17 protein-coding genes and 1 riboswitch are annotated in these 18,589 nt (G+C 63.7%); of the genes, 9 read left to right on the top strand and 8 right to left on the bottom strand.

Going from position 1 to position 18,589, the window contains the following annotated elements:
- Positions 1–3: 3 nt before the first annotated feature.
- From VB618_RS03730 to VB618_RS03720, 3 genes are all read right to left on the bottom strand, one after another.
- Positions 4–915, bottom strand: a complete 912-nt coding sequence (locus tag VB618_RS03730; protein ID WP_442931633.1) for a dihydrodipicolinate synthase family protein — start codon at positions 913–915, stop codon at positions 4–6.
- A gap of 99 nt (positions 916–1,014) precedes the next feature.
- Positions 1,015–1,188 (bottom strand): hypothetical protein, encoded by a 174-nt coding sequence (locus VB618_RS03725; protein ID WP_329795708.1) that lies wholly within the window; start codon positions 1,186–1,188, stop codon positions 1,015–1,017.
- A gap of 120 nt (positions 1,189–1,308) precedes the next feature.
- Positions 1,309–2,619, bottom strand: a complete 1,311-nt coding sequence (locus VB618_RS03720) for an Hsp70 family protein (RefSeq protein ID WP_329795178.1) — start codon at positions 2,617–2,619, stop codon at positions 1,309–1,311.
- A gap of 183 nt (positions 2,620–2,802) precedes the next feature.
- Here VB618_RS03720 and VB618_RS03715 point away from each other — a divergent pair, with 183 nt between their 5' ends.
- The 4 genes from VB618_RS03715 to VB618_RS03700 all read left to right on the top strand — a co-directional run bounded on the left by VB618_RS03715 (position 2,803) and on the right by VB618_RS03700 (position 8,646).
- On the top strand, positions 2,803–5,145 hold the full coding sequence (locus VB618_RS03715) for a Tex family protein (protein WP_329795177.1): 2,343 nt from the start codon (positions 2,803–2,805) through the stop codon (positions 5,143–5,145).
- A gap of 47 nt (positions 5,146–5,192) precedes the next feature.
- Positions 5,193–5,299: riboswitch (TPP riboswitch) on the top strand.
- A 70-nt stretch (positions 5,300–5,369) separates the two neighbouring features.
- On the top strand, positions 5,370–6,374 hold the full coding sequence (thiB, locus tag VB618_RS03710) for a thiamine ABC transporter substrate binding subunit (RefSeq protein ID WP_329795176.1): 1,005 nt from the start codon (positions 5,370–5,372) through the stop codon (positions 6,372–6,374).
- Between the two features lie 6 nt (positions 6,375–6,380).
- Positions 6,381–7,958 carry an ABC transporter permease subunit gene (locus VB618_RS03705; RefSeq protein WP_329795175.1) on the top strand — a complete coding sequence of 526 codons (1,578 nt, stop codon included), beginning with the start codon at positions 6,381–6,383 and terminating at the stop codon, positions 7,956–7,958.
- Entirely contained in the window at positions 7,945–8,646 is a 702-nt protein-coding gene (locus VB618_RS03700) for a thiamine ABC transporter ATP-binding protein (RefSeq protein WP_329795174.1), read from the top strand. Before VB618_RS03705 ends, VB618_RS03700 begins: the two co-directional genes overlap by 14 nt.
- A gap of 10 nt (positions 8,647–8,656) precedes the next feature.
- Here the strand turns inward: VB618_RS03700 and VB618_RS03695 are convergent, their stop codons facing one another.
- The 4 genes from VB618_RS03695 to VB618_RS03680 all read right to left on the bottom strand — a co-directional run bounded on the left by VB618_RS03695 (position 8,657) and on the right by VB618_RS03680 (position 12,935).
- Entirely contained in the window at positions 8,657–9,748 is a 1,092-nt protein-coding gene (locus VB618_RS03695; protein WP_329795173.1) for an ABC transporter ATP-binding protein, read from the bottom strand.
- A 24-nt stretch (positions 9,749–9,772) separates the two neighbouring features.
- Positions 9,773–10,600: a carbohydrate ABC transporter permease gene (locus tag VB618_RS03690; RefSeq protein WP_329795172.1), complete on the bottom strand. Its 828-nt coding sequence runs from the start codon at positions 10,598–10,600 to the stop codon at positions 9,773–9,775.
- A gap of 13 nt (positions 10,601–10,613) precedes the next feature.
- A complete protein-coding gene (locus tag VB618_RS03685; protein WP_329795171.1) occupies positions 10,614–11,576 on the bottom strand; it encodes a carbohydrate ABC transporter permease in 963 nt (320 codons plus the stop codon).
- A gap of 69 nt (positions 11,577–11,645) precedes the next feature.
- Positions 11,646–12,935 (bottom strand): ABC transporter substrate-binding protein, encoded by a 1,290-nt coding sequence (locus VB618_RS03680; protein WP_329795170.1) that lies wholly within the window; start codon positions 12,933–12,935, stop codon positions 11,646–11,648.
- Positions 12,936–13,290: 355 nt separating this feature from the next.
- Between VB618_RS03680 and VB618_RS03675 the strand changes: the two genes are divergently transcribed.
- Genes VB618_RS03675 through VB618_RS03655 form a run of 5 tightly spaced genes read left to right on the top strand, consistent with a single transcriptional unit; the run spans position 13,291 to position 18,212 of the window.
- The gene (locus VB618_RS03675; protein ID WP_329795169.1) at positions 13,291–14,172 is read left to right on the top strand and encodes a BadF/BadG/BcrA/BcrD ATPase family protein; all 882 of its coding nucleotides are present in this window, start codon (positions 13,291–13,293) and stop codon (positions 14,170–14,172) included.
- Positions 14,169–14,954, top strand: coding sequence for a GntR family transcriptional regulator (locus VB618_RS03670; RefSeq protein WP_329795168.1), 786 nt, complete (start codon positions 14,169–14,171; stop codon positions 14,952–14,954). The genes VB618_RS03675 and VB618_RS03670 overlap by 4 nt, the downstream gene beginning before the upstream one ends.
- Positions 14,941–15,999 carry an SIS domain-containing protein gene (locus VB618_RS03665; protein ID WP_329795167.1) on the top strand — a complete coding sequence of 353 codons (1,059 nt, stop codon included), beginning with the start codon at positions 14,941–14,943 and terminating at the stop codon, positions 15,997–15,999. The genes VB618_RS03670 and VB618_RS03665 overlap by 14 nt, the downstream gene beginning before the upstream one ends.
- Positions 15,999–17,132, top strand: a complete 1,134-nt coding sequence (gene nagA, locus VB618_RS03660) for an N-acetylglucosamine-6-phosphate deacetylase (RefSeq protein WP_329795166.1) — start codon at positions 15,999–16,001, stop codon at positions 17,130–17,132. The genes VB618_RS03665 and nagA overlap by 1 nt, the downstream gene beginning before the upstream one ends.
- A gap of 12 nt (positions 17,133–17,144) precedes the next feature.
- On the top strand, positions 17,145–18,212 hold the full coding sequence (locus VB618_RS03655) for a Gfo/Idh/MocA family oxidoreductase (protein WP_329795165.1): 1,068 nt from the start codon (positions 17,145–17,147) through the stop codon (positions 18,210–18,212).
- A gap of 4 nt (positions 18,213–18,216) precedes the next feature.
- On the opposite strand, the gene VB618_RS03650 is transcribed toward VB618_RS03655, so the two are convergent.
- A complete protein-coding gene (locus VB618_RS03650) occupies positions 18,217–18,525 on the bottom strand; it encodes a GNAT family N-acetyltransferase (RefSeq protein ID WP_329795164.1) in 309 nt (102 codons plus the stop codon).
- Between the last annotated feature and the right edge of the window lie 64 nt (positions 18,526–18,589).

The raw sequence follows: 18,589 nt of genomic DNA, 5'->3' as shown, positions 1-18,589 counted from the left end.
GTCTTACGAGCGCTCGATGCGCTCCATCAGCCATTCGATATCGGCGATCGTCTCTGGGCTCAGCTTCGGCCCGGGCTTGCGCAGCGTGTCGGTCGCGATGATGCCGCGCCGCTTCAGCACGTATTTGCGCACGGCGAGCCCGACGCCGGGCTGCGTCTCGTAGCGCACCAGGGGCAAATGCCGATTGAAGAGATCGTGCGCCTCTGTCCGCTTGCCCTGGTTGATGAGGTTGACCACGCCCACCAGCATCTCGGGGTAAGCATAGCCCGTCATGGCGCCGTCGGCGCCGCGCTCCATCTCGAAGGGCAGGAACATACCGCCATTGCCGCACAGGATCGACACGCGGCGTGCTTGGCCGGCATCGCTCGCGCGACGCAAAGTCGTGATCTTGTCGAGTCCCGGCCAGTCCTCGTGTTTGAGCATCACGCAGGAGGGGCTCTGCTCGATGATGCGCATGATCACCTTCGGGGTCATGACCACATTGGTCGTGAGCGGGTAATCCTGGAGCACCCATGGCACGTCCGATCCGATGGCTTCGACCGCATCGGCATAATAAGACACGATCTGATCGTCGGTCTTCAGGGTCGATGGCGGCGCGATCATGACGCCGGCAGCGCCCGCATCCATCACCTTGGAGGAGAGCCCCGACATGGCGGCAAAACCCGCCGCGGACACGCCGACGATCACGGGAACGCGGCCTGCCACCGTGGCGATGACCTGACGGGCGAAGGCCAGCGCCTCGTCGGCTGCCAGCTTGGGAGCCTCGCCCATAATGCCGAGAATGGTCAGCCCGGTGGCTCCGGCTTTCAGATAGGCCTCGACCATCCGGTCGGTGGAGGCTGCGTCCACCCGCCCGTCGCTTTCGAAAGGCGTGGGACAGATGACATAAACGCCGGCGGCTGAACTGGTGAGCAAGGCTTCCTCCATGGCAGAGCTTGGCAAAGGGTCAGGGGATCCTCATACACCTGCTTTCCGCCCGGCGCACTACCCTAACCAAGCTGCCCAGCTATGCCTTTAGCTACGTCCGGAACCGCTTTTCTTGCCGCTGCCGTCCTGCCTGTTAACGGTCGCCCAGGCCCGACGCTCGGCTTCCTTCTCGGACGTGCCGCGGCTCTCGTAGGATTCCTCGATATGCTCAGCCTTGCGCTTCTGCTTGTCCGTATAGGCGGACTTGTCACCGCGGGTCATGGCGCTCTCCTGATAGGTTGATGCTCCGATGGGATCAATCGATCAGCCAAAGCACGGTTCCGTAACTCTGTCTCCAGGCTGCCATCGCACAGGCCTGCCGGATTTCCAGCCGATTGCGGCCTAGTTGGTGACAGCCCATCGGCCCGGCTCCTCCGTCTGACCGATGAGGGCCAAGCCGTAAGCGATCGATTCGAACTGGTCGGCGGAGGTCAGGCAGCTATCGCCGAAGCGCTCCACGAACAGGCGGCGGATGGCGGGCACGAAGGACGTGCCACCCGTGAGGAAGACGCGCTCGATCTGCTCCGGCTTCACGCCGGCCTTAGTGAGCGCCTCGTCCACCGTGCCGGCGATTTTCTGAACATCCTCGGCGATCCAACTCTCGAAATCGGCCCGGGTGATCCGCGCCTGAATATCGACGCCCTCGCCCTGGAACCGGAAATCCGTCTCCTCCTGGCTTGAGAGCGCCACTTTTGCCGATGACACGGCACGGTAGAGGGCAAAGCCGAGATCATACTCGATGATGTCGATGAATTTCTCGAGCGGTTCAGGCTCGAGAGCCGCACGGGCGAGTTCCCGCAACTCCTTCAGATCGCCGCCGCCCTTCATCATCGCCAGTTGGTTCCAGCGGGCGAAGTTGGCGTAGTAGTGATTGGGGATCGACAGGATCTTGTCCATCGAGCGGTAGAGCCCGCCCTTGCCAAGGCGGGGCGAGACGACCCGGTCGACGATCCGGTAGTCGAAGGCATCGCCCGCAAGCCCGATGCCCGCATGGCCCAGGGGCTCCGCCCGCAGCACTCCGCCCTTTCTGGAAAAGCGCACGACGGAGAAGTCGCTGGTGCCGCCGCCGAAGTCGGCCACGAGCACGGTCGCATCGTGGTCGAGCTGCCGCGCATAGAAGAAGGCCGCGCCTACGGGCTCATAGACGTAGCGGGCATGGTCTGCCCCAAGGCGACCGAAAGCAGCCCGGTAGCGCTGCATGGCAAGATCGTCGTCCGGGTTGTAGCCGGCGAACCGGACGGGCCGGCCGACGATCACATTACGCGCACCCCACTCCAGGCGTGAGCCGCCATGGCGCGCGAGGGTACGAAGGAACGCGCTCAGCAGGTCCTCGAAGCCGTAGCGCTCCCGGAAGATGCGGGTTTCCTTGAAGGTGGCGCTCGCCGCGAAAGTCTTGAAGGACTGGATGAATCGATGGGCATGGAGCCCTTCCAGAAACTGCTCGATGGCCCAGGGGCCGCCCTCGACCTCGGTACGCAGGCCGTTGCCGTGCCGTTCGTCCCAGAAGCAGAGCGCGGTCACATAGACCTTGAGACTCTCGCCCCCATGTTCGAAGGTCAGCGCCTCCATCTGCCCGTCCGGGCTCGCGATGGCCACGACCGTGTTGCTGGTGCCGAAGTCGATGCCGATGGAAATATCGTGGGATTGTGGCATGAGGACCTCGGGCGCGGACGAGAAGGGCCGGACGGTCTATACGCCAAGGCTTTCGGAGCCAAGGGGAATCGCCGGGAAAAGTGCTTTCCCTACAGGCACTGCGACCCTGGCACTGTGGACGGGCCGTTGACCCGGGGGCGCCCCGCACCGTAGAAGCCGCGCCTCAACCTCTCGGAGACTTTCATGCTATCCATCGGTCAGCGCATCGCGAGCGAACTGAATGTTCAGGAATGGCAGGTCAAGGCGGCCATCGATCTGCTCGACGGCGGTTCGACCGTTCCCTTCATCGCGCGCTACCGCAAGGAAGTCACCGGCACCCTGGACGACGCCCAGTTGCGCACCCTGGAGGAGCGCTTGAGCTACCTGCGCGAGCTGGAGAGTCGCCGCAAGACAATCCTCGACAGCATCCGCGAGCAGGGCAAGCTCACCGACGAACTGGCGCTCCAGATCAACACTGCCGACACCAAGGCGCGGCTTGAAGACCTCTACCTGCCCTATAAGCCCAAGCGCCGCACCAAGGCGCAGATCGCCCGTGAGGCCGGCCTGGAGCCGCTCGCCGACCTGCTCCTGGGCGAGCCGACCCGTGATCCGAAGGAGGTTGCGGGTGCTTTCGTGAATGCAGAAAAAGATGTGGCGACGCCGGAGGCGGCTCTTGAAGGTGCTCGCTCCATTCTGGTCGAGCGGTTTGCCGAGAATGCAGAACTGCTGGGTGCCTTGCGCGACATCTACTGGGAGCGCGGCAGCCTCACCTCCAAGGTGCGCGACGGCAAACAGAACGACGGCGCTAAATTTTCCGACTATTTCGACTTCGCCGAGCCACTGCCCAAGCTGCCGTCCCATCGCATCCTCGCCCTCTTCCGCGGCGAGGAGGAGATCCTCGACCTGCGCATGGAGGAGGACAAGGATGCGGCCGAGCCCGGCTATGTCAGCCGCTACGAGGGCCGTGTTGCACTTACTTTCAACATCGCCGATCAGGGACGCGCCGGTGACAAGTGGCTGCTCGACACCGTCCGCTGGGCTTGGCGGACGAAGCTGCGCTTCTCCATCGAACTCGACATGAAGATGAAGCTCTGGCAGCTCGCCGAGGACGAAGCCGTGAAGGTGTTCGCCGGCAACTTGCGCGACCTGCTGCTCGCGGCTCCCGCCGGCGCACGCCCAACTCTGGGCCTTGATCCGGGCTACCGCACCGGCGTGAAGGTGGCCGTGGTGGATGCCACCGGCAAGGTGGTGGCCACCGACACGATTTATCCCCACGAACCCAAGCGGCAATGGGACGAATCCATCGCAATCCTGGCGCGGCTCTGCAGGGTTCACCGCGTCGAGCTCATTGCCATCGGCAACGGCACCGCCTCGCGCGAGACCGACAAGCTCGCGGCCGAACTGGTGTCAAAGCACCCGGACCTCAAGCTCACCAAGATCATGGTCTCGGAAGCGGGCGCCTCCGTCTATTCGGCATCGGCCTTTGCCAGCCAGGAACTGCCGGATCTCGACGTTTCCATCCGCGGCGCCGTCTCCATTGCGCGGCGCCTGCAGGATCCGCTCGCCGAACTCGTGAAGATCGACCCGAAATCCATCGGCGTGGGGCAGTACCAGCACGATCTCGCTGAGTACAAGCTCTCCCGCTCCCTCGACGCGGTGGTGGAGGATTGCGTGAACGCGGTCGGCGTCGATCTCAACACGGCATCGGCGCCACTGCTCGCCCGCGTGTCGGGCCTTGGCGACTGGGTTGCGCAGAACATCGTCACTCACCGTGATGCCAACGGTCCGTTCAAGACCCGCAAGGCGCTGACCAAGGTCTCAGGGCTTGGGCCGAAGACCTTCGAGCAGGCCGCCGGCTTTCTGCGCATCCCGAACGGCGACGATCCGCTCGATGCCTCCGGCGTCCACCCCGAAGCCTATCCGGTCGTGCGCCGGATTCTCGAAGCCACGAAGAGCGATATCAAGGTGGTTATCGGCAACGGCGCGGTGCTGAAGAAGCTCAACCCGCAGAACTTCACGGACGAGAAGTTCGGCGTGCCGACCGTCAAGGACATTCTCAGTGAGCTCGAAAAGCCGGGCCGCGATCCGCGTCCCGAGTTCAAGACCGCCACCTTCATGGAAGGCGTGGAGAAGATCGGCGACCTGAAGCCGGGCATGATGCTGGAAGGCGTCGTCACCAACGTGGCAGCCTTCGGTGCCTTCGTGGATATCGGCGTGCACCAGGACGGCCTCGTTCACATCTCGGCGCTCGCCGACACCTTCGTGAAGGATCCGCGCACCGTGGTGAAGCCGGGCGACATCGTGAAGGTGAAGGTGCTCGAGGTCGACATCCCCCGCAAGCGCATCTCGCTCACCATGCGCATGAGCGATCCGGCCGAGACGCGCCCTGCCGGTCGGCAGGACGACAACCGGGGAGCTTTCCAGAAGCACCGGGCTCAAGCGGAAAGAAAGCCCGCGGCACAAGCCCCCTCCTCCGGCGGCGCGCTTGCCGATGCCCTGCGCCGGGCAGCCATGACCAACGGCAAGGACAAGGGCAGCCGGAAGTAACTTCAACAGAGGCGGCTTGTGGCCGCCCCTGATCTGTTCTAGAAGCAAAGCGTCTCACGGGGAGCCTCATACGGGGCTGAGAGGCGGCCAGGCCGCCGACCCGTCGAACCTGATCCGGGTCATGCCGGCGGAGGGAATGAGCATGCGACATCGCCACAAAAGCTATGCCCCGTGCAATTTGCGCCGCCTGTCCGGCCTGCCTCTTGCATGGGAGCGCTCTTAAGATGTTACGCCGCCTTCTTCTCACCTTCGTTTCGCTCGGGCTCGCCACCGGCCTCGCCCAGGCGCAGACCAAGCCGACGCTCACCGTCTACACCTACAGCTCGTTCGCCGGGAAATACGGCCCTGCCAAGACCGTCGAAGAGCGGTTTGAGGCAACCTGCAACTGCGACATCACCTGGGTCACCGCCGAGGATGCGGGCAGCCTGCTCGGACGGCTGCGGCTCGAAGGCCAAAACACCAAGGCCGATGCGGTCGTCGGTCTCGACATGAACCTCGTGGCGGAAGCGAAGTCCCTCAGCCTCTTTGCCCCGCACGGCGCCGAGGTAAAGGATTTGTCTCTTCCCATCGAATGGAAGGATGACACCTTCATCCCCTTCGACTGGGGCTACTACGCCTTCGTCTATGACGCCAACAAGCTGCCTAACCCGCCGAAAAGCCTGAAGGAACTCGTCGACAATCCCAACGGTCCGAAGGTGGTGCTGCAGGATCCCCGCACCAGCGCGCCGGGCCTCGGTCTCCTGCTCTGGATGCAGAAGGTCTACGGCGACAAGGCCGGCGAAGCCTGGGGCAAGCTTAAACCCCGCATCGTCACCTTCACCAAGGGCTGGTCGGAAGCCTACGGTCTCTTCATGAAGGGCGAGGCCGACATGGTGATGTCCTACACCACGTCGCCTGCCTACCACATCGTCGCGGAGAAGAAGGACAACTACAAGGCCGCCGCTTTCACGGAGGGGCACTACCTTCACGTCGAACTCGCCGGCATGACCCGCACGACGAAGCAGCCTGAACTCGCGAAGCAATTCATGGCCTTCATCCTCAGCGAGCCGTTCCAGACGGCAATCCCGGAGACCAACTGGATGTATCCGGCGAAGAACCCGCCCTCGGGTGTGCCTGAGGCGCTCAAGGGGATGATCCAGCCGAGCCAAGCGCTTCTCTTCACACCCGAAGAGGTGCAGCAGAACCGCCGCGCCTTCACGGATGCCTGGCTCAACGCAACGGCGCGCTGATCGCTCATGCTGACCTTGAAGCTGCCTCATCCCGGAACCCTGGTGGCCTTTGCCATCTTAAGCCTGGTTGCGGGCGGCTTCATCGCGCTCGCCACCTTCGATGGAGGAACGCCGACGCTTTTCTCCATCGGCCCTTACCTCGGACACGTGCTCGCCTTCTCGATCATCCAGGCGATGCTTTCGACCGTTCTGTCGCTTGCCCTCGGCATCGGCCTCGCGCTCGCGCTCGTGCGGCGCTCGTTCCCGGGTCGGGGAGTCGTTCTGGCAGTTCTTGGCACCACGATGGTGATGCCCACCATTGTGGCGGTCTTCGCGGTTTTCGCCGTATATGGCCGCAGCGGCTGGCTTTCAGAGCTGCTCGCCTTCTTCGGGTGGCCGGGCGGCATCAGCATCTTCGGCTATCCGGGCATTCTCATCGCCCATGTGTTCCTGAACGCTCCCTTCGTGGCGCGGATCACGCTGGACGGCTTGAACCAGATCCCCGCCGAACATTGGCGCCTCGCAACGGCCTTCGGGTTCACGCCGGCGCAGATCTTCCGCCATCTCGACTGGCCCGTGCTGCGCACTGAGCTGCCCGGCATCGCAGGCCTCATCTTTCTTATGTGCTTCAAGAGCTTCGCCATCGTGCTGGCCCTTGGAGGAGGCCCGAGCCGCTCCACCCTGGAGGTGGCGATCTACGAGGCGCTCAAGATCGATCTCGATTTCGGCCGCGTGGCTTGGCTGGCGCTGATCCAGCTCGTCATCTGCCTCTCGATGACGGCGTTGCTGCATTGGGCGTTCACACGTCCACCCGTCGGCCACACTTTCCGCAGCCTCGTCCGCCGGCCCGATGCGAATGACCGCCGCCTGAAGGTTCTGGATGGCCTTGTGCTCGCGGTTTCAGCCCTATTCATCGCGCCGCTCGCCGTCAGCGTTTTTACAGGTCTACGCAACATTCCCGGCATCCTGGAAGTGGACCTGCTCCAGGCTTTCGTCACGAGCATGATCATCGCCGCCGCTGCGGCCGTGATCGCCTGCATTCTGGCGCTCGCGCTGGCATCCGCAGCACGGCGGAGGCGTCTTGTCCTGCGCTCGCCGCGCATCGCGGCCTTCTATGACTTCCTGCCCGACACGCTGCTGGCCGTTCCGCCCTTCGCACTGACGGCCGGCCTCTTCCTGCTGATCCAGCGCTTCGGGAATCCCTCGTCCGCGGGTCTGATTCTCCTGCCGCTCATCAACGGGTTGGCCGCCGTGCCTTTCGCCTACCGCTTCGTCGCGCCGCATCTGCTCACCGTCGAGGAACGCTACGGCCGCGTCGCTGCCTCGCTGGGCGTCACCGGATGGGCGAAGCTGACGATCATGGACTGGCCCGTGCTCAAGCGCCCGCTCGCCGCGGGCTTCGCGCTGGCGATGGCCCTGTCATTCGGCGATTTCGGCATCATCGCGCTTTTCGGCGGCACGGAACTGGTGACGCTGCCGTACCTTCTCTACGAACGCCTCGGCGCCTACCGGCTCGACGAGGCTTCAGCCATCGGCCTCGTCATCGTTCTTATCGCCTTCCTTCTGGCTCACATTTCAGGTCGCATGTCCCATGCTGGTCATTGAGAATTGCCGCCTAGCCTGGCCCGATTTCGTGGCAGACTACTCACTATCAGTGCAGGCAGGACACCTCTGTGCCGTCATCGGCCCGTCCGGCGGCGGCAAGACCACACTGCTCCACATGATCGCCGGCTTCGAGACGCCGGAGAGCGGCATGCTGACTCTTGGTGGGCAGAACCTCCTGCCGCTCCCCCCAGCCAAGCGGCCTGTCGCCATCGTGTTCCAGGATCACAACCTGTTTCCGCATTTGAACGTGGAACAGAATGTCGGCCTTGGCCTCCGGCCCTCGCTGCGCCTGACCGGCGATGAGAAGCGGCTCATCGAGGAAACGCTGGGATCCGTCGGCCTTGAAGGCTTCGGCTCCCGCAGGCCCGGCGAGATGTCGGGCGGTCAGCGCCAGCGCGTGGCGCTGGCCCGCGCCCTGGTTTCCGGTCGTCCGCTGATACTGCTCGACGAACCCTTCAGCAGCCTCGACCCGAACTTGCGTCGCGATATGATCCTCCTCGTCGACGATATGCGTCGCAAGCGTCCCGTCACCATCCTCATGACGATCCACACCCCTGAGGACGCCGCTGACGTGGTCGATCAGATGGCGTTCGTCGCCGATGGCAAGGTCGTCGCTTCAGGTCGGCCAGCCGACATTCTCAACAGCGCATTGGCGCCGAGGATCGCAGCAGCTGTATCGAACTCGTAGAGGGTTCGCTTCAAGAGCGCTCAGGCAGAACCGACAGGCCCGCCGCATCGAACACATGGAGCGCGCGGCTAGGCACATGGGCGGTATAGGTGCCGCCCGGCGTCGCCTCGGTCTCGCCAGGGGCGCGGACAATCACGTCATCGCCGCTGGCCAGCCGCATATAGACATAGCTCGACTCGCCTAGCTGCTCCACGGCGTCGATGGTGCCTCTGAGCGGCGCGGAACCGGCTCCTTCCACTTCCATATGCTCGGGCCTGATGCCCACCGTCACGTGATCGCCGGGTTTCACGCTGCCGGGTCTCACATCCACGGCAGCCTCCGTGCCGGCGAAGCCGATAATGGCCTGCTCCTCGCTGACCCGAAGAACCTGCCCTTTGATGAAGTTCATGCGCGGCGAGCCGATGAAGCCGGCGACGAACAGGTTGCGGGGGGAGCGGTAGAGCTCCAGCGGCGCCCCGACCTGCTCGATCCGCCCTTGGTTCAGCACAACGATCTTGGAGGCCAGCGTCATTGCCTCGACCTGATCGTGCGTGACGTAGATCATCGTGGCGCCGAGATCGCGATGGAGCTTGGCGATCTCGAGGCGCGTGTTGACACGCAGGGCTGCATCGAGGTTCGACAGCGGCTCGTCGAAGAGGAAGACGCTGGGATTGCGCACGATGGCGCGGCCGATGGCAACGCGTTGCCTCTGGCCGCCCGACAGCTCCCGCGGCTTGCGGTCGAGAAGCGGCGTCAGCTTCAGGATCTCGGCGGCCTGCCGCACCCGGCGGTCCGCCTCCGCCTTGTCGGTCTTGGCGAATTTGAGGCCGAACGCCATGTTCTTGTAGACGTTCATGTGCGGGTAGAGCGCATAGGATTGGAACACCATGGCGATCTTGCGGTCCGCCGGCGGCAACTCGTTCACCCGTTGGCTTCCGATCCGGATCTCTCCGCCGCTGACCGTCTCGAGACCGGCGATAATGCGCAGCAAAGTGGACTTGCCGCAGCCCGAGGGGCCGACGAAGACCACGAACTCCCCGTCATCGACGGAGAGATTGATGTCGCGCAGGATCTCGGTTGCCCCAAAGGATTTCGCAACACCGTGAAGGGAAACCTCAGCCATTGCAGCCAATTCCTGGAATGATGCTCATTTCACGGCACCGGCAGTCAGGCCGCGCACGAGATAGCGGGAGAAGAGAAGATAAAGGACGAGAACGGGCGCGATCGCGAGCGTCAAGGAGGCGAGAACCGCGTTCCAGTCGGTCACGTACTGGCCGATGAACTGCTGCACGCCGAGCGTGATCGTCTGCTTGCCGTCGCCGGGTGCCAGGATCAGGGGAAACCACAGATCGTTCCACACCGGCACCATGGTGAACACAGCGACCGTCGCGATGGCCGGGCTGATCAGCGGCAGGATGATGCTGAAGAAGATCCGGTACTCGCTGACGCCGTCGCAGCGGGCCGCGTCACGCAGGTCTTTCGGGATCTGCTGGATGAACTCGCCGAGGATCAGGATCGCGAGCGGCAGGCCCTGCGCCACATAGACGAGAATGAGGGCCGTCAGGGTGTTGACGAGGTTGAGCTCCACCATCATGCGCAGGATGCTGACGCTGCCCAGCCGGATCGGCACCATGATGCCGATGGCAAGATAAAGGCTGAGCAGTGTGTTGCCGCGAAAGCGGTATTCGGTCAGCGCCCAGGCGGCCATGGCTCCAATGAGCACGATGAGCACCAGGGACACGACGGTGACAGTCAGGCTGTTGAAGAAGTAGAGGCCGAAATCGGAATTGGCGAAAACCCGGTCGAAGCCGATGGTTGTCCATGTCTGGCCATTGGGCAGGCCGAGCGGGTCGGCGAAGATCGCCCGGCGCGTCTTGAAGGCATTGATCAGGATGAGAAAGATCGGGCCGAGCGCCAGGATCGTGTAGAGGATCAGAGCGATGTGAACGGCGATGCGGCCGGGTCTGATGGTCATGTCCCGAACTCCGCTAGAAGCTATGCCGCTGCAGCTTCCGCTGCACGCCGAACAGATAGATCAGAACGCCGATCAGGATGATGATCAGCATCGCAGTAGCCACCGCGGCCCCCATGGTCGGGCTGCCGACCTGAAGCTGAAAACCGAAGAAGGTGCGGTAGAAGAAAGTGCCGAGAATGTCGGTCGAGAAATTCGGGCCCGCGAGCGCACCCTTGATCGCATAGATCAGGTCGAAGGCATTGAAGTTGGCAACAAAAGTGAGGACCGACACCACACCGAGCGTCGGCAGAATCAGGGGCAGGCGCACGAACCAGAACACGCTGAACGGCCCTGCCCCGTCGACGGTCGCGGCATCGAGAAGATCGTCCGGAATGTTCAGGAGGGCCGCATAGATCAGCATCATCGGGATGCCGACGAACTGCCACACGGAAATGAGGGAAACCGTCAATAGCGCCGTCGATTCCTGCCCCAGCCAAGGGCCGAAGAGACTGCCCAATCCCGCTGCTTTAAGGAGGCTCGGCGCGATGCCCCAAAGGGGGTTGAGCATCAGCTGCCAGATGAAGCCGATGATGACCACGGAGAGCATCGTCGGCAGGAAGATCAGGGTGCGGTAGACGCTGCCGCCCGTCAGCCGCGGCAGGCTGAGCAGCATGGCCAACCCCAAGCCGATGCCGTTCTGCACCACCATGTGGATGGCGAAGAAGATCAGGTTGTTGGAGAATGCGTTCCAGAACTGGCCCGACCAGTTGGGGTCGGTGAGAAGCGTATAAAAGTTCTGGAGACCAACGAAGCTGCGCGCGCCCGTCTCGTCGCCCGCATAAAGGCTCAGGCGAATCGTATCGATCAGCGGATAGATCGAAAACAGCGTGTAGATCGCCAGTGCCGGTGCGAGGAACACCGCAATGTGAATCGAAAAGCGCGAACGGGTGGGGACCACGTCCGTCACCGGCACACTGGAGGCCGTGATATCCGTCATGCTGCTCCGGGGCGAAGGAGAAAAGACAGGCGGGCCGCTCCCTCCGAGCGGCCCGCCTTCGATCAACGCTTACTTCTTCTGCGGCTCATACCAGCTGGCAAGGCCGTCCTGGGCCTTCTTGGCCGCCTCTTCAGGCTTCATGGCGCCGTTCATCACCTGGGCGCTCACGTTCCAGAGCTCGTTCTCGAGGTTCGGCGTCCCGCGCGACAGGATCTGGTAGGAGTTGCGGATCGAGCTCTCGCAGGTGCCGCGCCAGCCGACGAACTTGGCCGCCACAGGATCCTTCACCTCGACCTTTGCCTTGGAGAGCGGGAAGAAGCCCGGCAGCTCGTTGGCATAGATCTCGGCGAATTCAGGCGATGCCACCCAGGACAGGAAGGTCTTGGCGGCGTCCATGTTCTGCGACTTCGCATTGATGCCGATGGCGATGTCCGTATGGTCGCTGATATAGCACTTGTCGCCGGCATTCACCACGGGCGGTGCGAAGGCGTCGAACTCGAAGTCGGCCTGCTTGCGGAAGATCGGCACGTCCCAGGAGCCGGCTGGATAGATCGCTGCGCGGCCCAGGGTGAACAGGTTCTGCGTATCCGGATATTTCTGGGCCTTGTAGCCGTCGCCCATATAGGGGGCCCAGCTCGCCAGCTCCTTGAACGCGTCCACGTAGGGCTTGTCGGTGAACTTCTGCTTGCCCTCGATGAGCGCCTTGCGGCCCTCCTCGCCCTTCCAGTAGTTCACGCCGATGTTCTGGAGGCCCATGGTGGCGGCTTCCCACTGGTCGGCCGTACCCATGGCGATGGGGGTGTACTTGCCGTCGGCCTTGATCTTGTCGAGCACCGCGTGGAACTCGGCCACGGTCTTCGGCGGCGTCAGCTTCAATTCGTCGAAGATTTCCTTGTTGTAGACGAAGCCGTGGATCACCGAGGCCATCGGCATGCAGAACGTTGTCTTGCCGTCGTCCGTGGACCAAGCGCTCTTCGCCACGTCGGAGAAGTTCTCAAGGCCCTTCACGTCATTGACGGAAACGAGGCTGCCCTTCTTGAACAGGTCGAGGGAGGCATCGAAGGGCCTGCACGTGATGAGATCTCCGGCCGTCCCGCCGGCGAGGCGCGCGTTGAGCGCGGCGTTGTACTCGGTCGGCGGATCGGCCTTGAACTGCACCTTGATGTTCGGGTGTTTCTTGTTGAAGGCCGGAATGATCTTGGTGTTCCACACATCTGCATCGTCGTTGCGCCAGCTCTCGATGGTGAGTGTCTGGGCCGAGGCGGTATTGGCGAAAGCCAAAGCGGCCGCGACGACCGATGCGGTCGCCAGCAACTGTCTCGCACGACGCCGGAAAGCCTTCGAATGGAGCGTCTTCATCGTTTTCGTCCTCCGTAGCCCAAAGGCGGCTTCGAGGCGCGCCTTCAAGCATGTTCCCTTTTGTTGCCCCGTGCCCATTTTGTGCATTCTTGTGCCTCCCAGCGGGCAGCCATGACTGTTCCACTGGACGATGCGTTGGACAAGTGACCTCATATTGGTATCGACAAAATTCAAACACAACTCCCCTTCGGCGTGATCCGCCGGAAATTACCGGCTTCCGTCTGCGCTCTCATGAATCTGCATCCACAGGACAGGTACGTTGGACTCTGGGCCAGACGGTCTCTGCCCCTTCCCGAACTGGACATTAAGTGGCATTGTGCCGTCCCATTATCCGCATCCTGAGATCCATCCGCGCATGACCGACCTTCTGTTCCTTGGCATCGATGGCGGCGGCACCAAGTGCCGGGCCCGTTTGCGCAATGCTCAAGGCGATCTGCTGGGGGAAGGAACGGGCGGCCCATCCAATATCCGCCTCGACCCGGAGCTGGTCTGGAACTCGCTTCTCACGGCGTGCCGTGAAGCGCTGTCCCAGGCGGGGCTTCAGGAAAGCGATCTTGGCCGAGTTCATGCCGGCATGGGGGCAGCCGGTGCGGGCCAGACCAGCGCGGTCGAGCGCCTGCTGGCGCGCGCCCATCCCTTTGCGTCTTTTGAAATCGACACGGATGCCCATACCGCCTGGCTCGGCGCCTTCAACGGAGGCGACGGGGCGATTCTCATCGTCGGCACCGGCTCCTGCGGCTATGGCGGCGTGAGCAGCCAATGCCATTATGTCGGGGGCTGGGGCTATGAGGTCTCCGACGAGGGCAGCGGGGCCGCCATCGGGCGGGAACTCCTGCGCCGCTGCATCTGGGCTCATGACGGGCGTGCGCCTTCGACCCCGCTCTCGGATGCGGTGCTGGCCGAGTTCAAGAACGACCTGGAGATCCTGGTCGACTGGGTCGGCAAAGCCCGCCCGAGCGATTACGGGCGCTATGCGCCGCTCGTCCTCGACTATGCAGAGCGCAGAGACCCGCTCGCCATCGACCTTGTCGCGGATGCTGCCGCCGGTTTGGGCCTGATCGCCACGCGCCTTCTCGACCTCGGTGCTCCGGCCATCTGCCTCTTCGGCGGCCTCGCGGAGCCCATGCGCCCTTGGCTCCCGCCCCCTGTCCAGCGCACCATTGCGGCTCCCATGGCCGATGCGGTCGACGGCGCCATCCTGCTCGCTCGCACAGCCATGACAGGGAGACCATCATGAGCGATCAAGCCGGCGAGGTCCTGTCGCTTCTTCCCCTGAACGAGGCTAATCCCACGCCCCTGTACCTTCAGCTTCAGCAATCCATCGAGGAGGCGGTGCGCAAGGGCGATCTCAAGGCGGATGCCGCGCTGCCCGGAGAGCGGGATCTCGCCAAGCAGCTCGGCATTTCCCGCGTCACCGTGCGCAAGGCTATCACGGGCCTCGTGCAGAAGGGCGTTCTCGTCCAGCGCTGGGGCTCGGGGACCTTCATCGCGCAGCAGATGCGCCTGGAGCAGCCCCTGTCCCGCCTGTCGAGCTTTACCGACGACATGTCGGCCCGCGGCCTGAAATCCTCGGCCGTAATGCTGAGCCAATCGACCGGACAGGCCTCGACGGACGAGCTGATGGCGCTCGGCCTCTCGCCCGGCGATCGGGTGAGCCGCGTCAATCGCCTTCGCATGGCGAACGGCATCCCCATGGCGATCGAGAACGCCGTCATCCCGTCCCGCGTTCTGCCGGATCCTTCCCTGGTGCAGCAATCGCTCTATGCCGTGCTGCACGAGAAGGGCTTCATGCCCACTCGTGCCCTGCAGCGGCTCCATGCGGTGCTCCTGAATGAGGAACAGGCCTCGCTTCTTAGCGTTCCGCCCCAGAGCCCTGCGCTCTACATCGAGCGACGCTCCTTCACGGCCACTGGGGAAGTGGTCGAGTTCACCTCGTCCTACTACCGGGGCGATGCCTATGATTTCGTGGCCGAGCTGACCATCAGCCAGCCCGAACGGATGCACAATGATGACACCTGACACGAACAGCGCTGTTTCCACCGTCACGGCCATGCTGCGCGAAGCGCAGGAAGCCCCGCAGGTGGTAGCATCCCTGCTCGCGAGCAATGCGCCCCTCTGCCGGGAGCTAGGCGAGCGTTTGCGCGCCTCTCCTCCGCCTTTTGCTGTCACTTGCGCGCGCGGCAGCTCGGACAATGCGGCGACCTTCGTCAAGTATCTGCTCGAGATCCATTCCGGGCTCGTGACCGCCTCCGTCGGCCCTTCCGTGACATCCGTCTACGAAGCGCGGCCGCGCATGCGTGATGCGCTGTTCCTCGCCGTATCGCAATCGGGCCGCAGTCCCGACATTCTCAATCTCGCCCAGGCCGGGCGCGACGATGGCGCGCTGACGGTCGCGCTGGTGAACGACACCTCGTCGCCGCTGGCATCCACCTGCGAGGTGGTGCTGCCGCTCCACGCGGGCCCTGAGAAGAGCGTGGCGGCCACGAAGTCCTTCATCGCGGCGCTAGCGGCAGGCCTGCAGCTCGTCGCCCATTGGTCGCAAGACCGGGACCTGCTGAGCGCGCTCGACACTCTGCCGGAGGTTCTTGCTAAGGCGTCCGCCGTCGATTGGTCCCCCGCGCTGCCGCTCCTGTCGGATGCCGACAACCTCTTCGTCGTCGGGCGTGGCGTCGGCTTTGCGGTCGCGCAGGAAGCGGCGCTCAAGCTCAAGGAGACATCGGGCGTGCATGCGGAAGCCATGAGCGCGGCCGAGCTGATGCACGGTCCTTGGACATTGGCCGGCGATCACTTCCCGATCCTGGTGCTCAGCCAGCAGGACGAGACCCTGAGCGGCGTCAACGACCTCGTGACGAAGCTGAACGAACAGGGCGTCCCCGTCGTAGTGGCCGGTGCGGCCGAGGGGCCTGCCTCCGTCATGCTGCCGCCCGTCGAGGATGTGCATCCCTATCTTGCCCCGATTGCCCTCATTCAGAGCTTCTATCCTCTCGTGAACGCTGTTGCGCTGGCGCGCGGGCGCAATCCCGACAGCCCGCCGCGGCTGCGCAAGGTGACGGAGACCGTCTGATGGCCGTTGCTCTGACTGGGGCCCGCATCTTCGACGGGTCGCACATGTTCGACGGCCGTGCCGTCGTGATCGAGAACGGGCGCATCGCCGGCGTGCCGCACGAGCGGGACCTCGGCGCCGGGATCGAACGCCATGCGGTGAGCGGCCTCTTGGCCCCTGGCTTCATCGACGTTCAGGTCAATGGCGGCGGCGGCGTCCTCTATAATGACGTGCGGACCGTTGAAGGGCTGAGAACCATCGCGCAGGCGCACCGGGCCTACGGCACCACCGGCCTCCTGCCGACCTTCATCACTGACACGCGCGAGAAAATGGCGGAAGCGGTGGAGGCCATGCGGGAGGCTCTGGCGGCCCGTGTTCCCGGCGTTCTCGGCATCCATGTGGAAGGCCCTTTCATCAGCCCCGAACGCAAGGGCGTGCACAACCCCGCCTTCATGCGCCCGATGGAGGAGGAGGATATCGCGATCCTGACCTCCCTGAAGGAGGGCCGCACCCTGGTGACCCTCGCGCCTGAGCGCAACAGCATGGAGGCCATCGCGCGCCTTGCCTCGGCCGGCGTGCTGATCTGCGCCGGGCATACCGCGAGCGACTACGCCACTGTCATGGAAGCTACCCACCATGGATTGCGCGGCTTCACGCATCTCTTCAACGCCATGCCGCCGCTCGCTGGCCGCGATCCGGGCCCGGTGGGCGCAGCCCTCGACAGCCGGGATACCTGGTGCGGCCTCATCGTCGATGGGCATCACGTGAGCGATTCCGCCTTGCGCGTGGCTATTGCCGCCAAGGACACGGAGCGGATGATGCTCGTGACCGATGCCATGTCGGTGACCGGCACGGACCTGACGAGCTTCGAGCTCCATGGACGCACGATCTACCGCAAGGACGGCAGGCTCACCACAGAGGACGGAACGCTTGCTGGTTCCGACCTCGACATGGCGAGCGCGGTGCGCAACAGCGTCGAGCGCCTGGGCCTTGCCCTGCCGGACGTGCTCCGGATGGCCTCTCTCGTGCCGGCAAGCTTCCTGCGGCTCGATCACGAACTCGGCCGCATTGCGCCGGGCTATCGCGCCGACCTCGTGCTCCTCGACGAAAGCCTGCAGGTGCGGCAGACTTGGATCGCCGGTCAAAGTGGATAAGGGGAAGCGTCGATGAGCGCGCAGCGGGTTCTGGTCGTCGGCCTCGGCAATATGGGCCTGTCCCATGCCCTCGCCTATACGCGGATCGAAGGCTTCGAGATTGCGGGGCTCTGCACGCGCAACATCGACACGACTACGCTTCCCGAGGCTCTGCAGGACGCTCCGCGGTTCAGAGATTTCGAGGACGCGCTTGCGGCAACCAAGCCGGACGTGGTGTCGATCAACACCTGGTCGGATACCCATGCACCCTACGCGATCCGAGCCATGGAGGCGGGCGCCCATGTGTTCGTGGAAAAGCCCCTGGCCGACACTGTAGAGGATGCGCAGCGCGTGGTGGACACAGCTCAGCGCACCCGGCGCAAGCTCGTCATCGGCTACATCCTTCGCCATCACCCGTCCTGGATCAAGTTCATCGAAATCGCCAGGACGCTAGGCACCCCGCACGTCTTCCGCATGAACCTCAACCAACAATCAAGCGGGGCCGCCTGGGAGGCGCACAAGCGCCTGCTGCAATCGCTGTCCCCCATCGTCGATTGCGGCGTCCATTATGTCGACGTCATGTGCCAGATCACCAAGGCCAATCCCGTGCAGGTCCATGGTGTCGGCACGCGACTGACGGAGGATATGCCGGCTGGCATGTACAACTACGGACACCTTCACGTGACCTTCGACGATGGCTCCGTCGGCTGGTACGAGGCTGGCTGGGGTCCGATGATGAGCGAGACCGCCTATTTCGTGAAGGACGTGATCGGACCAAAGGGCAGCGTCAGCATCGTCATGGCCGAGACGGTCGGCGACATCCGCTCTGACGACATTAATGCCCATACCAAGACCAATCAGATCCTGCTCCATCATGCTGCTCTGAACGGCGATGGTACTTTCGCGAAGGCGGATGAGCGGATCAGCACCACGGACGAGCCGGACCACGATGACCTCTGCGAACGCGAGCAGCGTTATCTCCTGCGGGCGATCCAGGAAGATCTCGACCTGACGGATCACATGAACGATGCCGTTCGCTCCCTGCGCATCGTGCTCGCCGCCGACGAGGCTGTGCGGACAGGACGAGTGGTGACGCTCTGAGCGTTCAGCCTTTCGCGTAGAAGACGAAGCTGCGGCTCCTGCCGGCGAAGTCCCGGTCGTATTCCCGCTCCACCTGCCAGCCATGACGCTCATAGAAGTGACGGGCGGCATGGTTGTCGTGGAAGCATTCGAGGCTTCTCGCGCCGCGCCGCTCGGCTTCTTGCAGAAGAAGCGCACCGCCTCCCCTGCCGATGGCAGAGGGATCCATGAACAGCATGTCGATATGCTGATCGGTCATGAGCAAGAAGCCTGCGAGTGTGCCATCCGAGAGAACCACGAGCATGCGCTGCCATGCATGCGCAAAGCGTGCCATGAAGAAGGCTATATCGTGATCTTCAATAACTTCTGTCTCAAGGATATCGGCAAAAGCCAAACTG

The organism is Microvirga sp. CF3062 (assembly GCF_036314045.1).
Lineage (GTDB): Bacteria > Pseudomonadota > Alphaproteobacteria > Rhizobiales > Beijerinckiaceae > Microvirga.
The sequence above is the reverse complement of the archived record's forward strand: the minus strand, read 5'-3'. Positions and strand labels throughout refer to the sequence as shown.